Annotated in this window: 15 protein-coding genes; 4 read left to right on the top strand and 11 right to left on the bottom strand. The window is 55.6% G+C overall.

Features of this window, described 5'->3' with window-relative positions; translation table 11 throughout:
* The 6 genes from OA238_RS03225 to OA238_RS03205 form a co-directional block, all read right to left on the bottom strand.
* Complete coding sequence (locus OA238_RS03225) at positions 1–2,043, bottom strand: acetyl-CoA carboxylase biotin carboxylase subunit (protein ID WP_015494060.1); 2,043 nt, start codon at positions 2,041–2,043, stop codon at positions 1–3.
* Positions 2,044–2,138: 95 nt separating this feature from the next.
* Positions 2,139–2,345 carry a hypothetical protein gene (locus OA238_RS03220; RefSeq protein WP_044036206.1) on the bottom strand — a complete coding sequence of 69 codons (207 nt, stop codon included), beginning with the start codon at positions 2,343–2,345 and terminating at the stop codon, positions 2,139–2,141.
* A gap of 358 nt (positions 2,346–2,703) precedes the next feature.
* Complete coding sequence (locus OA238_RS03215; RefSeq protein WP_187293187.1) at positions 2,704–3,075, bottom strand: hypothetical protein; 372 nt, start codon at positions 3,073–3,075, stop codon at positions 2,704–2,706.
* Between the two features lie 78 nt (positions 3,076–3,153).
* Positions 3,154–3,309, bottom strand: coding sequence for a hypothetical protein (locus OA238_RS32475; RefSeq protein ID WP_187293138.1), 156 nt, complete (start codon positions 3,307–3,309; stop codon positions 3,154–3,156).
* Between the two features lie 217 nt (positions 3,310–3,526).
* Entirely contained in the window at positions 3,527–3,961 is a 435-nt protein-coding gene (locus tag OA238_RS03210; RefSeq protein WP_051076368.1) for a DUF6497 family protein, read from the bottom strand.
* Positions 3,942–5,474 carry an acyl-CoA carboxylase subunit beta gene (locus OA238_RS03205; RefSeq protein WP_015494057.1) on the bottom strand — a complete coding sequence of 511 codons (1,533 nt, stop codon included), beginning with the start codon at positions 5,472–5,474 and terminating at the stop codon, positions 3,942–3,944. The genes OA238_RS03210 and OA238_RS03205 overlap by 20 nt, the downstream gene beginning before the upstream one ends.
* Positions 5,475–5,667: 193 nt before the next feature.
* Between OA238_RS03205 and OA238_RS03200 the strand changes: the two genes are divergently transcribed.
* From OA238_RS03200 to OA238_RS03190, 3 genes are all read left to right on the top strand, one after another.
* On the top strand, positions 5,668–6,882 hold the full coding sequence (locus tag OA238_RS03200; protein ID WP_015494056.1) for a multidrug effflux MFS transporter: 1,215 nt from the start codon (positions 5,668–5,670) through the stop codon (positions 6,880–6,882).
* A gap of 77 nt (positions 6,883–6,959) precedes the next feature.
* Positions 6,960–8,354: a helix-turn-helix domain-containing protein gene (locus OA238_RS03195; protein ID WP_015494055.1), complete on the top strand. Its 1,395-nt coding sequence runs from the start codon at positions 6,960–6,962 to the stop codon at positions 8,352–8,354.
* Positions 8,355–8,365: 11 nt separating this feature from the next.
* Entirely contained in the window at positions 8,366–8,824 is a 459-nt protein-coding gene (locus OA238_RS03190) for an SRPBCC family protein (RefSeq protein WP_015494054.1), read from the top strand.
* Here OA238_RS03190 and OA238_RS03185 read toward each other — a convergent pair.
* From OA238_RS03185 to betI, 5 genes are read right to left on the bottom strand one after another with little or no spacing between them, the layout of a single operon-like run.
* Positions 8,821–9,486, bottom strand: coding sequence for a thermonuclease family protein (locus OA238_RS03185; protein ID WP_044036204.1), 666 nt, complete (start codon positions 9,484–9,486; stop codon positions 8,821–8,823). The genes OA238_RS03190 and OA238_RS03185 overlap by 4 nt on opposite strands.
* Positions 9,487–9,540: 54 nt before the next feature.
* Positions 9,541–11,184, bottom strand: coding sequence for a choline dehydrogenase (gene betA, locus OA238_RS03180; RefSeq protein WP_015494052.1), 1,644 nt, complete (start codon positions 11,182–11,184; stop codon positions 9,541–9,543).
* Complete coding sequence (gene betB, locus OA238_RS03175; protein ID WP_015494051.1) at positions 11,185–12,642, bottom strand: betaine-aldehyde dehydrogenase; 1,458 nt, start codon at positions 12,640–12,642, stop codon at positions 11,185–11,187.
* Position 12,643: 1 nt separating this feature from the next.
* Positions 12,644–14,152 (bottom strand): choline-sulfatase, encoded by a 1,509-nt coding sequence (gene betC, locus OA238_RS03170; protein WP_015494050.1) that lies wholly within the window; start codon positions 14,150–14,152, stop codon positions 12,644–12,646.
* On the bottom strand, positions 14,149–14,724 hold the full coding sequence (gene betI, locus OA238_RS03165; protein WP_015494049.1) for a choline-binding transcriptional repressor BetI: 576 nt from the start codon (positions 14,722–14,724) through the stop codon (positions 14,149–14,151). Before betI ends, betC begins: the two co-directional genes overlap by 4 nt.
* Positions 14,725–14,809: 85 nt before the next feature.
* Between betI and choX the strand changes: the two genes are divergently transcribed.
* On the top strand, positions 14,810–15,745 hold the full coding sequence (gene choX, locus OA238_RS03160; protein ID WP_015494048.1) for a choline ABC transporter substrate-binding protein: 936 nt from the start codon (positions 14,810–14,812) through the stop codon (positions 15,743–15,745).
* The last annotated feature ends 52 nt before the right edge of the window (positions 15,746–15,797 follow it).

Here is a 15,797-nt window from a genome sequence, read left to right as displayed (position 1 = left end):
TTATTCAAACTCCATGATCACGTCATCCACCGCAAGACTGTCACCAGCGACCGCATTGATTTTTGTCACAATTGCCTTCTTTTCAGCCCGTAAATTGTTTTCCATTTTCATCGCTTCAACGGTGCAGAGTATTTGACCGTCGTGCACTTCGTCACCCACGTTTACGTCGATTTTGACGATCAAACCGGGCATCGGACACAGCAGCAGTTTGGACGTGTCCGGTGGCAGTTTTTCAGGCATCAACGCAGCCAGTTCCGCCTGACGTTTTGTGCGCACACGAACCGTCAGATCGGCCCCACGATACCGCACGCGAAACCCAGCTGAAATCAAGGCGACCTTCATCACCAAGGGGTCGCCGTTCACCAACAACTTTGCCAATGACTGCCCCGGAGTCCAGTTGCCTTCGACGCGGAATGCTGCGCCATCAATTGTGACAGTAGCGCCCTCACGGTCAGCCTCTACCTGTGCCGTCAACACGCGTCCGCTGAGCGTAACAGTCCAATCCTTACCGATGACATGTTCATGATTGTCCATCCGCCCACTGATTTGCGCACGCCGGATTTCGCAGACTCGATACATCGCAACGGCAGCCGCGCCGATCCGATCAAGCGCTGCGTCTGGTAACGTGACCCCGTCGAACCCGTCTGGAAACTCTTCCTCGATGAACGCGGTCGTCATATTGCCGGACATGAACTTTTCATGGTCATACACAGCACTCAGAAACGGGATGTTGTGACCAATCCCTTCAACTTCAAAGCTATCAAGCGCGTGGCGCATTTCTTCAATCGCCTCGGCGCGCGTCGGGGCCCACGTGCACAGCTTGGCGATCATCGGGTCGTAATACATGCTGATTTCGCCGCCGTCATAGACGCCTGTGTCATTGCGCACCGCGTGCTTGCCAATCGCAGCGTCGCCCTGCCATTTGCCATTTGTGACCATGGGCCCTGCCGCAACTTCGGACGGCGGACGGTAGGTCGTCAGGCGACCAATGGAGGGCAAGAAGCCACGATACGGGTCTTCTGCATAGAGGCGGCTTTCCATCGCCCAACCTGTCAATGTGACGTCGTCTTGGGTCATGGACAGCTTTTCTCCGTACGCGACGCGGATCATCTGTTCGACCAGATCAACACCCGTGATCAGTTCGGTCACAGGGTGTTCCACCTGCAAACGTGTATTCATTTCAAGGAAGTAGAAATTGCGATCGCCATCAACGATGAATTCCACTGTCCCCGCAGATGCATAATCCACCGCCTGCGCCAGCGCGACAGATTGCTCCCCCATCGCTTTGCGGGTGGCTTCGTCCAGAAACGGCGACGGGGCCTCTTCGATGACCTTTTGCTGGCGCCGTTGGATCGAACATTCCCGCTCGCCCAGATAGATCCCATTGCCGTGGGTGTCGCACAGCACCTGGATTTCGATGTGGCGCGGTTGGGTGACGAATTTCTCAATGAAAATGCGATCATCGCCAAACGAATTTGCGGCCTCATTTTTGGAGGACTGGAACCCTTCACGCGCACCCGCGTCGTCCCACGCGATGCGCATACCCTTACCGCCACCACCCGCTGACGCCTTGATCATCACCGGATAACCAACCTGATTGGAAATCTTTACGGCGTCTTCAGCGTCTTCAATCAGCCCCATATGGCCCAGAACTGTGGACACATTCGCCTCTTGGGCAATCTTTTTGGAGGTGATCTTGTCCCCCATCTTTTCAATTGCACCCACAGGTGGCCCGATAAAAGCAACGCCCGCAGCCGCCAGCGCTTGGGCGAATTTGGAATTCTCGGACAAGAAACCATAACCCGGATGCACAGCCTCAGCGCCCGTTGCTTTGACCGCTTCCATGATCTTGTCGATCACGATGTAGGACTGGTTGGCTGGCGATGGGCCGATGTGATACGCCTCATCTGCCATTCTAACGTGCAGCGCATTTCGATCCGCATCTGAATAGACAGCGACGGTTTTGATGCCCATCTTGCGGGCCGTCTTGATAACACGGCAGGCAATTTCGCCGCGATTGGCAATCAGGATTTTCTTGAACATTTTTGGCCCCTTAAAATGCAAAACCGCCGCGCAGGAAATATCCTGAACGGCGGTCAAAGTTACTAGTCGCGCCTATAGAAACGGGCGTTTTTTGCTTATTGGCAGATGCGCGTGACTTCGTCACACAGCGCGCCAGCAGCGCCACCTGCGATAGCACCCGTGACAGCGTCGCCACCCAGCGCATTCGCGACGACGGCGCCGGCTGCAGCGCCGGCAATGCCGCGCTCAAGATCGGAGTCGAGAAGACATGCCGAGAGCGACGCGATGGCCGCAGCGGCGAGAATAAGACGGAAGTGAAGCATTGGTTACTGCCCTTTTTTTGCTTGGTTTTAAGTATCAAAGAATCCGCACTTTGTGCGTTCAACACAAGCGTTTTCTGCGCCAACTCTATGAAACGGCGAAAAGGTCCCGATAAATCGTGCGAAAGGGGTGTCGGTCTGGACCAAGATAGACCAGACCGACGAAGGGAAGGGTAACGGTATTGACAATGTGTCGAAGGCCGATTGATTGGCGACCTATCCACAAATATAGACTTGCACAGTCCAAACGAGCTGTCATTCACCGTGATCGATACCCCTGCATATTGGGCCAATTCCCGCCAAAGTTGTGCATCGGTCGGCCATATGTCGCGCATTCCGGTCTGTTTCAATGACTTTGACATCAATCTTGCCCAGGGGCCCAATCGGGCCGAAAAATCTCAGGGAATGATTGTTCGGTTCTGCGCAAGTCGAGCTTGAGCAGCGCGTCATAGCTTTCAGGATCAAAGGGATCTCCCGCCGGGATGACTTCGCGTCCGAAGACGAAATTCAAACGGCCAGCATCAAGGTTTCCGCGCGCAAATGTCTGATCGCCAAAGTGTTCTTTCAGTGCCCACATAAACCCTTCGTCCGCACGGCGATCCGCAGGTCGGCGATCCGCATAGCGTTCGCGTTTGAACAACTTGGCCGGCAGGCCCTTTTTGACTGCTTGGCGAATGGTGAACTGAAAATCGGAACTCGGAAGGCGGCTTGGGAATCCACGGTGCTTTTCCATCATGCAAACCCTCCGATAAGGGATGTGCGGAATCTTGTCTTGGTTGGGACAGGCGCTGCCGCCTGCCCCGATGTCAGCTTAGTTATACTTACCAGTGAAAACCGGCTCGATGGTGACTGGAACTGGGTCAATGACCACAAATTCCTCAACGTCACCTGCATTGTTGCTGCCACCACATGCCGCCACGAGGGCAAGCAGGGAAACGGCAAAAAGGCTCTTGATGCTCTTTTGCATTGTAGGCTCCTGTCTCTGTTTTCCACGCGAAGGTTGCCAACACTATGTCGGTTCCCCCGCGTTTTCTGAGGGTAGGCTACTTGGGTGTAACCCTGTGGAAAACTAGCGCGGAACTTGTTGAAAAGATACGAGACGGTTTTCGATGCCAAAGCCTGTGACTCCGCTGCATCAATAAACCGTGTGGATGAGCTTTGGGTCGCAACATATTGTGGATGCATCAGAATTCCTCCCAGATACAGGTGCCATTTTCAGGCCTAAAAATTTCAAAAAACTGCAGAATGTCCGGACGATCCTCACCAAAGGGGATATCCACAGCCGACATGGACAGCACGATCTGACTGGGCGCAAGTGCATTTGCGTCCAGCACGGGTATCACTTGGTCGTCGCAGACCGTTTGGAAATCAGCGGCCACATCTATGTAGTCGAATGCAGTGCCAATGTCAGGTGTCAGAAAGCGAAAACGCACTGTGTCGCCTTCAGCCTCAGAAATGAATTCAATGAACGACAACGCCTGTCCGGACGGCACAGGAATGTTGTCTGCACCCGTTTCAGCGGCCAACACAGACGTGGCACACAGCGTACACACCGCGTACACAACCTGTACACCAATCTTCACGTTTGGGCGCTGCATCTTAAAGCGGAATGTTGTCATGTTTTTTCCACGGCATCTGCATTTTTTTGCCCCGCAATCCGGCAAACGCACGGCAAAGCCGTTTGCGAGTCGCGGACGGAGTGATGACTTCGTCGATGAAGCCGCGTTCAGCCGCCACAAACGGATTGGCAAAACGGGCTTCATAGTCTTTCGTGTGCGCTGCCGTTCTATTGGCGTCACCAAGATCACCGCGGTGAATGATCTCCGTCGCACCCTTGGCCCCCATCACCGCGATTTCCGCGGTGGGCCATGCATAGTTGATGTCGCCGCGCAGATGCTTGGATGACATGACCACATAGGCGCCGCCGTAGGCTTTGCGGGTGATGATCGTGACCTTTGGCACCGTCGCTTCGCCATATGCGAACAGCAACTTCGCGCCGTGTTTGATGACGCCGTTGTATTCCTGCGTCACACCGGGCAGGAAACCGGGCACATCCACAAGGCTGAGGATCGGGATTTCGAAGGCATCACAAAACCGCACAAACCGCGCGGCTTTGCGGGCACTGTCGATATCAAGCACGCCCGCCAATACCATCGGCTGGTTGGCAACCACGCCAACAGAACGCCCTTCGAGGCGGATAAAACCTGTCAGAATATTTCCTGCAAAAGCCGCCTGAATCTCATAAAAGTCGCCCTCGTCAGCGATCTTATGGATCAGCTCCTTCATATCATAGGGCTGGTTCGGGTTATCAGGGATCAGTGTATCAAGACTGGGTTCAATCCTGTCGATGTTATCAAAAAACGGACGAACCGGCGGCTTTTGGCGATTGTTCAGCGGCAAAAAGTCGACAAGTCGACGCACTTCGGCGATCGCCTCAACATCGTTCTCAAACGCAGCATCCGCAACGGACGATTTGCGGGTATGGGTGGTCGCGCCGCCCAATTCTTCTGCTGTGACGACTTCATTTGTGACGGTCTTAACCACGTCGGGTCCGGTCACGAACATATAGGAGCTGTCTTTGACCATAAAGATAAAGTCGGTCATCGCAGGGGAGTAGACTGCACCGCCGGCGCATGGGCCCATAATCAGACTGATTTGCGGCACCACGCCGGACGCCATGATATTGCGTTGAAAGATTTCACCATACCCGCCAAGGCTGTCGACGCCTTCTTGGATGCGCGCGCCGCCTGAATCGTTAATGCCGATAATTGGCGCGCCGTTCTGCATCGCCATATCCATGATCTTGGTAATCTTGGCGGCGTGGGTGGCGGACACCGATCCACCCAAAACAGTGAAATCCTGAGAATACACATAAACTTGGCGGCCATTGACCGTCCCCCAACCTGTGACAACACCGTCGCCAGCGGGGCGGTTTTTTTCCATCCCGAAATCGGTGCTGCGGTGGGCAACGAAGGTGTCAAACTCTTCAAAGCTGCCGTCATCGACCAACAACTCAATCCGCTCTCGCGCGCTCAATTTGCCTTTGGAGTGTTGGCTGTCGATACGTCTTTGCCCCCCGCCCATACGGGCGGCTTCGCGGCGGTCTTCAAGTTCTTGCAGGATGTCGGTCATAAATCTGTCCCCTTCGTTTTGCGCAAACTAGCTGCAAACGCGGGGCGATCCGAGTCCCTTCTCGCAAATTTGCAAACGAACACCTTAGCAAGTATGTCTATTTGCAAATTAGCTAATTCGCACAGACGCTGTGCGGCAATACCTATAACGATTTCGGTGGACGATGTTGTGAGGCAGGACTAACGATTGATACATGTCCTCATTCCCAAAAACACGGTTTCTTGACCGCACGACTCCGCCCCACATTGCAACCTTGATCCTGATGGCCGGCATAGGGGCGCTATCGCTCAACGTGTTTCTCCCGTCGCTACCTACTATGGCAGAACATTTTGGCGTCGAATACGCGCTGATGCAATTGTCAGTCTCTGCCTACCTCGCGACGACAGCGCTGGTACAAGTCGCAATTGGCCCGTTTTCAGATCGGTACGGCCGCAGACCCGTGATGATTGGCACTGTTGTCATCTTTACGATTGCAAGCGTTGGCGCCGTCTATGCCCCTAATTTTACAGTCTTTTTGATCTTTCGACTGCTGCAGACGGCAATCGCCACAGGTTTCGTGATCAGCCGCGCCGTTGTGCGCGATATGGTGCCACAAGATCAGGCCGCTTCTATGATCGGCTACGTCACGATGGGCATGTCGATTGTTCCGATGATGGGCCCCGCTGTGGGTGGCGTATTGGACGAAGCATTTGGCTGGCAGGCCTCGTTCTGGATGTTGGCAGGCGGCGGGTTGCTGCTGCTTATATTGCTGTATTTCGATCAGGGAGAGACATTCATCAAGCGCGAAGGCGGGTTTGCCGCACAAGTACGCGAATATCCCAAGCTGCTGACATCACAGCGGTTCTGGGGCTACTGCCTCGCGGCAGCCTTCGCATCCGGTGCGTTCTTTGCCTACCTTGGCGGCGCGCCTTTTGTTGGCACGGAGGTCTTCGCAATGGAACCTGCCGAGCTTGGCCTTTATTTTGGCTCACCCGCGATTGGCTATCTGATCGGCAACGGTCTGTCGGGCCGGTACTCGGTGCGTGTGGGGGTCAACCGAATGGTGCTGATTGGCGCGCTTTTGACGGTTGCGGGCATGTCGACACTGATGCTGCTTGACCTCGCTGGTTTCAGTTACCCACTTGTTTTCTTTGGATTTATGATCTGCATTGGCCTTGGGAACGGTATCCTTTTGCCAAACGCCAATGCCGGAATGCTATCTGTGCGCCCTGCCCTTGCGGGGTCTGCAGCGGGGCTTGGCGGTGCGTTCATGATCGGTGGTGGTGCTGCACTGTCAGTGATCGCGGGCTTCGTTCTTGGACCAGACACGGGCGCGCGACCGCTGATCATTTTGATGCTGCTGACGACACTTGCCTCTGTTGTCTGCGCGCTGTGGGTGATGCGCCGCGCTTCGGTGGTTGAGGCCTAATCGCATCCCATCCCTCGACACGTGATTTTGCAAAGCCTATTATCAAGTTTGCAAAATCTGGGTTAGGGACGCGAAAATTGGCACCACATAAATTATACGCCGGGGCGAAATTACGTGAATTGCGCGGACGCATCGGCTGCACGCAAAAGGCGTTCGCTGAAAAACTGGGCGTATCACTACCCTATCTGAACCAGATGGAAAACAACAACAGACCGGTGTCGACGACGGTGGTCCTTGCACTGGCACAGGAATTCGGGTTCGACGTGACAGAACTGCAATCAGGCGATGAGGCGCGTCTTGTCGGCGATATGCGCGAAGCACTGGCCGACCCGATTTTTGGCGGCCCCACACCGCCGCTTGCCGATTTGCGATTGGCTGCATCCAACGCCCCCGCCCTAGCCCGGGCTTTTCTAGAATTGCACACAGCCTACCGCCAAACCCATGAACGCTTGGCGTCACTGGACGAAGCATTGGGGCGCGAAGACAGTCAATTGTCACCCTCACCATGGGAAGAAGTGCGTGACTTCTTTCACTATTGCGACAACTACATAGATGCTGTGGATCACGCGGCAGAACGGTTTGCGAGCAAAGCCGACGGTGACATTGACGGGGCAGCGCGGCGCGCGCTGGCCGAAAGCGGAGTGCGGGTTGTCAATTATGACGATGGCGCAATTCGCCATTATGACCCGCAAACCCATGTGCTGTCGCTCTCCACCAAGTCCACCCATGCGACCCAACGGTTCCAGCTTTTGTTGCAAGTTGCACTGATCAAACAAGATAAACTGCTGGAGGCGACGCTGGATTTGGCGCGATTCCAATCACCACAAGCCCGCAGCATCGCCAAGGTCGGGCTGGCAAATTATTTTGCCGGTGCCGCGATGATGCCGTATCGCGTGTTCCTAGCAGCGGCGCAGGAAACGCGCCACGATCTGGAACGTATGGCGGATCGATTTGGCGCGTCGCTTGAACAGGTTGCACATAGATTGTCGACACTGCAACGCCCCGGTGCCAAGGGTATCCCGTTCTTTTTCGTACGGGTTGATCCGGCCGGAACGATCACCAAGCGCCATTCGGCCACAACATTGCAGTTCGCGCGGTTCGGCGGCGCCTGCCCGCTTTGGAATGTGCACAGCGCCTTTGAAACGCCCGGCCGCTGGTTGCGGCAGTTGGCGCAAACCCCTGACGGAGTTCGATATTTCTGCCTTGCGCGCGATGTCAGCAAACCGGGGGGCGCGTGGGGCATCCCGACGCGGCGCTATGCGATCGGGCTTGGTTGTGAGGTCAAACATGCCAGCGCGCTGGTCTATGCCGATCACATGATGGTGGAGCACGCGGCGGCGTTTGTTCCCATCGGAATTTCGTGTCGTATTTGTGAGCGCAATGCCTGCCCGCACCGATCTGTGCCACCCTTGGCAAGTCAACTTCGCGTGGACCCGAACGAACGCGGCATGTTACCGTATCAATTAGAATAAGGGGATTTTTCATGGAACTGATCGGCACACGCATTATCGCAGCGGACCGCGCCACTGTCTGGACACATCTGAACAATGTGGAAACATTGCGGGCCTGCATTCCGGGCTGTGAAGAATTGACTGGAACTCCCGAAACGGGGTTTGAGGCTGTCGTTAAACAAAAAGTTGGCCCCGTGAAGGCAACATTCAAAGGCGCCGTCACGCTGGAGGATGTGAACGCGCCAAATAGCTATCGCATCGTCGGCGAAGGCAAGGGTGGTGTCGCCGGATTCGCAAAGGGTGCAGCAGAGGTGACGTTGGCAGACGTCGAGGGCGGAACCGAGCTGTCCTACAATGTGGACGCAAAAGTTGGCGGCAAATTGGCACAACTCGGCAGCCGGATTGTCGGCGGCTTTGCCAAGAAAATGGCCGATCAATTCTTTGAGGACTTTCAAGCAATTGTCGAAGAAACGGCTCCGACTGAAAGCTAGTTGCGCGCCGCACGCCAGCCCGCGGCTTGGGCGTCTGCTTCGCTACAGAACCAGCGTTCACCACGGTTCTCGTTGATGCGGGTGTTGTCGTAGTGGCGGTTGTGCGGCATGTGATATATCTGGCCTGATACCGAAATATTGCCTTTTATGAAGCAGTTAGCGTCTGTTGGCGTGGATGGTGGGTTCGCGTCAAGCACGGCGGCACGTTGATCTGCGCGAAAGGCGGCGGGCGATTGCATGGTACCCGCCCAAAGCCCAAGGCTGAGAACTTGGGCTGATTTTTCCACCAAATCATAATCCATTGAATATTGGCGATAGGCCTGTGCCAAACCATCTGCCACGATCTGTTCACCCACGTCGCTGCCTGCGACAAAACACTTGGCGACGCTGCGGCCATATCGATCCAGTTCAATGAGCTCGCAGGTCGCCGTTTTACCCTCATAACGACGGCTGATTTCTTCCGTTACGAATGCGCCACAGGGCCAAGTTCGACCCTGTGCGTCATCGCATGTTTGGTTAGTTTCGGGCGCATCTATCCCGTGAATGCGCACAGTAACGTCGCCCACACGCAATGTATCCCCATCGACCACGTGGATAGGACCGCCAAAGTCCGCAAATGCGGGCGTAGCGAGAAGCAGAAGAAGAGAACAAAACCGGATAATTTCGTTAATTAAGTGTTAACGGCGTCCCGACGCAAACAAGAACCATGGGTGAGGTTAACGTTGCGCTGTTTTCCAATCAGGGTGAATCCAAGGTGCATCATTGCTGGGCGCAATTGGCTGTTTTCCCAACACATGATCGGCCATTTTCTCCCCGACCATGATGGAGGGCGCATTTAGATTGCCGTTAGTGATGCGCGGGAAGATTGAACTGTCCGCGACCCGCAGTCCTGTCACACCAATCACGCGGCCCACCGGATCGACCACCGCATCGGGATCGTCCGCACGGCCCATTTTGCAAGTGCCGCACGGGTGATAAGCACTCTCCGCGTGCTTACGGATCGTATCATCCAAGGCCGCGTCAGATTGCACATCTATGCCCGGGATCAGTTCATCGCAGGCGAAGGGCACAAAGGCGTCTTGACCAAAAATCTCACGTGTGAGGCGGATGCAGGCGCGAAACTCTTCCCAATCTTCGGGGTGCGACATGTAGTTGAAAAAGATGCTCGGATCATCTTTGGGATCGGCTGAATTTAGCGTGACCGCGCCGCGTGATTTGGACCGCATCGGTCCAACATGGGCCTGATATCCCTCGCGCGCGCCAACACCGTCATAGCGCACGGCGAGCGGGAGAAAATGAAACTGAATGTCAGGATAGTCCAAGCCGGCTTTGGATCTGATAAAACCGCAGGCTTCGAACTGATTGGACGCGCCAATGCCGGTTTTTGTAAACAACCAGCGCGCGCCGACCAGTGCTTTGCCCAATAAAGACCAATATTTGTAAAGGCTATGACGGCCCTTTGCGGCCATCTGAACGTAAAGCTCAAGGTGGTCTTGCAGGTTTTGTCCAACTCCGGCGCGATCGGCCACAACCGTAATTCCGTGTTCGGACAGGTGTTTGGCGGGGCCAATGCCCGACAACATCAACAGCTTGGGCGAATTGATCGCAGAGGCCGCTATGATGACTTCGGCGTCTGCGGAAACGATCCGCCCGTCGGTCAACTCAACACCCGTTGCGCGACCATCGACAATCACGATGCGCGCGGCGGTGCCTTGGATAACTTCACAATTTCCGGTCGCTTGCGCAGGTCGCAGATAGGCAGACGCTGCAGACCAGCGTTTGCCCTGCCAAATGGTGGCATCAAACGGACCGAAGCCTTCTTGTTGCTGCCCGTTGTAGTCAGACGTCAGCTGATACCCCGCCTGCCCGCCCGCTATGATGAACGCCTGCGTCAACGGATTGTCGCCGGGTCCACGGGTGACATGCAACGGCCCGCCTTGGCCACGCCAATCCGCGTCGCCACCGCGCCCGCCGTCGTGCCAGTCTTCCATCCGTTTGTAATACGGCAGCACGTCAGCGTAGGCCCAACCATCAGCACCACTTTCGGCCCAATGATCGAAATCACGGGCATGGCCACGCACATAGATCATGCCGTTGATTGAAGATGATCCACCAATGACCTTGCCACGCGGACAGGCCAGTTTGCGCCCACCAAGGTGGGGTTCGGGTTCGCTTTTAAACCCCCAATCGTAGCGTTTCATGCTCATAGGGTAGGACAAGGCTGCGGGCATGTTGATAAAAGGACCGACATCACTGCCGCCAGTTTCGATGACGATGACGGATTTACCGGCTTCGGCAAGGCGGTAAGCCATAGCGCAACCCGCGCTGCCCGCACCTACGATGACATATTCGGCTTGCATTTAAAACGGTGCCTCAACTGGGGCCATGCCGACGTAAACCGACTTTAGCTGGCTGTAATGATCAATCGCGGCCTTGGAATTTTCACGCCCGACGCCGGACAGTTTCGATCCACCGAATGGCGCCTCAACGGGGGCGACGTTGTAGGTATTGATATAGGTCGTTCCAGCCTCAAACCCTGCAACCATACGATGGGCGCGTCCCAGATCATTGGTAAACACCCCAGCGGCGAGGCCGAAGTCTGTGGCATTGGCGCGGATCAAGACATCGTCCTCATCCTCAAAATCCAGAACGCTCATCACTGGTCCAAAGATTTCATCGGTAGCAATTGTCATATCATCGGTTACGTCTGCGAAAACAGTGGGTTGCAGGAAGTACCCAAGATCCCCTTGGCGTTTCCCGCCAGCGACCAAACGCGCGCCTTCTGCGATGCCTTTGGCAATGAACCCCTGCACAATACCCATCTGGCGTTCGGACACCAAGGGGCCAAAGTTAACACTTTCGTCCAGTGGGTCGCCCATTTTGACGTCTTTCAAACGCTCACTCAGGCGGTTCAAAAATGCCTCCTTGATGCCGGATTGAACGAACACCCGTGTACCGTTGGAACAGACCTGACCGGAGCTGTAGAAATTGCCCAGAATTGCCCCGCTGACCGCGTCCTCAAGGTCTGCATCATCAAAGATCACAATGGGGGATTTGCCGCCCAGTTCCATTGTCACGTGGCGAATTCCAGCCGCAGCGGCCGCGTAAACTTTGCGGCCAGTGGGCACCGATCCGGTCAAGGAAACCTTGTCGACGCGCGGGTCGGTGATGAGGGCTTGGCCAACTTCGCCCATTCCCTGCACCACGTTGTAGATGCCCGCAGGTGCACCTGCTTCGTGCAAAATTTCCGCAACTTTAAGGGCGCAAAGCGGTGTCTGTTCGGACGGTTTAAAGACCATGGAATTGCCGCAGGCCAACGCAGGCGCGGCCTTCCATGCGGCGATCTGTGTTGGGTAGTTCCACGCGCCAATACCCACGCAAACGCCCAAGGCTTCGCGTCGTGTGTAGACGAAATCATCACCCAATTGGATGTGTTCACCAGTCAGACTGCCAGCCAACCCGCCGAAATACTCCAGTGCATCAGCGCCCGATGTTGCATCCGCCACGAGGGTTTCTTGCAGCGGCTTTCCAGTGTCGTTTGTCTCAAGAACGCTCAGATCGTAGTTGCGGTCCCGCATAATATCAGCGGCACGGCGCAACACACGGCCACGCTGGGTTCCGGTCATTGCGGCCCATGCACCTTGCGCGTGGGTCGCGGCGGCCAACGCTTGTTCGATGATGGCGGGGGTCGCGGCGTAAACAATCGCGATTTGTTCTTCGGAAACTGGACAGATCACGGGGATCGGCGTGCCGCTGGTGTCCTCAACGTAGTGTCCGTCGATAAAATGGCTGGCGGTGGGTTGAATATCGTAGGTCATGTTATTCTCCTCTCGGAAAGCGTTGATTTTCCTCAAGAGTATTGAGGTCCATATGGTTGCGCATGTAGCGTTCAGAGGCTTTTTGAAGCGGCTGGTGATCCCATGGATAGTAGTCACCGTTGCGCAAGGCTTCATAAACCACCCAACGGCGGGCTTGGCTTTCGCGGACTTGCGCATCGAACGCGACAAGGTCCCAACGGGCCTCGGACTTCGCGCGCAATTGCTCCATGGTGCCTTGATGTTTTGCAACATTCGCAAGGCAATTCAGCTCATTTGGATCGGTTGAAATATCAAATAACTGATCTGGGTCGAGTGTGCAGCGGGTGTACTTCCATTTGCCGTAGCGCAGGCAGACAACGGGCGAATACGATCCCTCGGCGGCGTATTCCATTGCCACCGGTTCTGTCCGCTCAACGCCATTTGCCATCGGAACAAGCGACATGCCTTCCGTCCATGGCATGACCTCTTCCATCGACACCCCCGCGAGGTCGCAGAGCGTCGGCGCGACGTCGATGTTGGAGACGGGTGTTTCTAGCAAACCAGCTGGCATTTGTGGCGCGCAAATCATCAACGGCACGCGGGCAGACCCCTCAAAGAAGGACATTTTGAACCACAATCCACGATCACCCAGCATATCGCCATGGTCAGACACAAACAGGATCGTCGCCTCTTGGCGGGTGTCTTTGAGCGTCTGTAAAACTTCACCGATTTTGTCGTCCAGATAGGAGATGTTGGCAAAATAAGCGTGGCGGGCGCGGCGAACCTGATCTTCGGTAATGTCGAAGTTTTCGTGATCGTTTGCATCAAGAATACGCTGCGAATGGGCATCGTGGTCTTCGTAGGCCAAGGGGCCGACATCGGGCAAAAGATGGTCGCAATCTTCGTACAGATCCCAGTATTTCTTGCGCGCAACATAGGGGTCGTGGGGGTGGGTGAATGACACAGTCAGGCACCACGGGCGATCGTCGTTGCCGCGCGACAGATCATACAATTTGCGAGTCGCATTATAGCAAACCTCGTCGTCGTATTCCATTTGGTTGGTGATTTCGGCGACGCCCGCACCGGTGACGGACCCCATGTTGTGGTACCACCAATCAATGCGCTCGCCGGGCTTTCGATAGTCCGGCGTCCAGCCAAAATCGGGCGGGTAGATGTCTGTGGTCAGGCGTTCCTCAAACCCGTGAAGCTGATCTGGGCCAACAAAATGCATCTTTCCAGACAGACAGGTTTGATACCCTGCGCGGCGCAGGTGGTGTGCGTAGGTTGGGATTGACGACGCAAATTCTGCTGCATTGTCATAGACTTGCGTGCGGCTGGGCAGCTGGCCCGACATGAAAGACGCACGACCAGGCGCGCACAGCGGCGACGCGGTGTAGGCATTCTTAAAGCGGGTCGACTTCGCAGCCAGAGCTTTGAGGTTCGGGGCGTGCAGCCAGTCGGCGGGGCCGTCTGGAAACAGTGTTCCGTTCAGCTGGTCGACCATGATGATCAGAATATTAGGCTTGGTCATGTGTTCGCTCCAGTTAGGCGGTCAAGGGCGCGTAGGGCTGTGGCATGGGCCGTGTCGGGATCGGTATCGCGCGCCAAGGCGGCCCGCAGATAAAGCCCGTCAATCAGCGCAGCCATCGTTGCGGCATCGTCCACGGGCGACGGCGACAGGGGCCGCAACGCGTGTGTCAGGTTCGAGTGCAACCTCCGCTGATACAACAACAACAGACGGTGCATTTCAGGCTGTGTCGCCGCCTGCGCGTACAGCGTCATCCATGCACTGACCGTCGAGGGCGCGAAGCACGACGGCGCGAAAGACGCGGCGATGAGTGCCTCAGCGCGAGCACGCGGGGTGTGGGACGTATGCAGTTTTTCACGAACCTCAACGGCAAAATCGCGCAGGATTTGCCGCATTGCGGCGAGAAAAATTTGATTTTTGCCACCAAAGTAATGGTGCGCCAATGCCGACGACATGCCAGCGCGTTTGGCGATCTGACTGACAGTCACATCCAATGATCCCTGCGCACCAATTACGTCAATGGTGGCTTTAACCAAAGCCGCACGGCGTATAGGCTCCATTCCAAGCTTTGGCATGACATCCTCAAAAGTTGTTGCTAGGTGACTTAAATTGTTCTTTATTGACTCGTCAATCAAGAAAAAACCAACACGGGAGACTATTATGAAATCCACCCTTTCAATCCTCGCTATTTGTGCTGCTGGCGCTGCATCGGCTGACGGACATGCGAACTGTAGCCTTGTCACGTTCTCTGACGTCGGCTGGACTGACATCACCGCGACAACAGCCGCCACGACTGTTGTTCTGGGCGCACTGGGTTATGAAACGGACATCAAAGTTCTATCCGTGCCAGTAACTTACACATCTATGGCCGAGGGCGACATCGACGTTTTCCTTGGCAATTGGATGCCCACCATGGAAGGCGACATAGCCTCTTATCGTGATGCAGGCACAGTTGATACGGTCCGTGCCAATCTTGAAGGCGCGAAATATACGCTGGCGACAAACGCTGCGGGTGCGGCACTCGGTATCACGTCATTTGACGCGCTTGCTGCGAACGCAGAGGCGCTTGAAGGCAAGATTTACGGCATTGAGGCTGGCAATGACGGTAACCGTCTAATCATCGACATGATCGAATCAGGTGCATTCGGGCTTGATGCGGACGCGATCGAAGTGGTCGAATCCTCAGAAGCAGGCATGCTGGCGCAAGTTGGTCGCGCGTCCGATCGCAACGAGCCGATTGTCTTCCTCGGCTGGGAACCTCACCCAATGAACGCCAACTACGACATGACGTATCTAAGCGGTGGCGACGACTGGTTCGGACCCGATCTTGGTGGCGCGACCGTGTTCACCAACACATCTGCCGGTTATGTCGACACCTGCCCGAACGTCGGCAAGTTGCTGCAAAATCTGGAATTCACGCTCGCCATGGAAAACGAAATCATGGGTGCGATCCTGAATGACGGCACCGACCCGGATGAGGCAGCAACCGCATGGATGCAGGCCAACATGGACGTTGTGACAGGATGGCTTGATGGCGTGACGCATCTTGATGGATCGTCAGCAACGGACGCAGTGACGATGGCGCTGGGCGAATAATCAGACCTAAAATACGCGAATGGGCGGGGCATGTGCCTCGCCCATATCCATA

It is taken from the genome of Octadecabacter arcticus 238, from assembly GCF_000155735.2.
Classification (GTDB): Bacteria; Pseudomonadota; Alphaproteobacteria; order Rhodobacterales; family Rhodobacteraceae; genus Octadecabacter; species Octadecabacter arcticus.
This window is presented reverse-complemented; position numbering and strand designations above follow the sequence as displayed.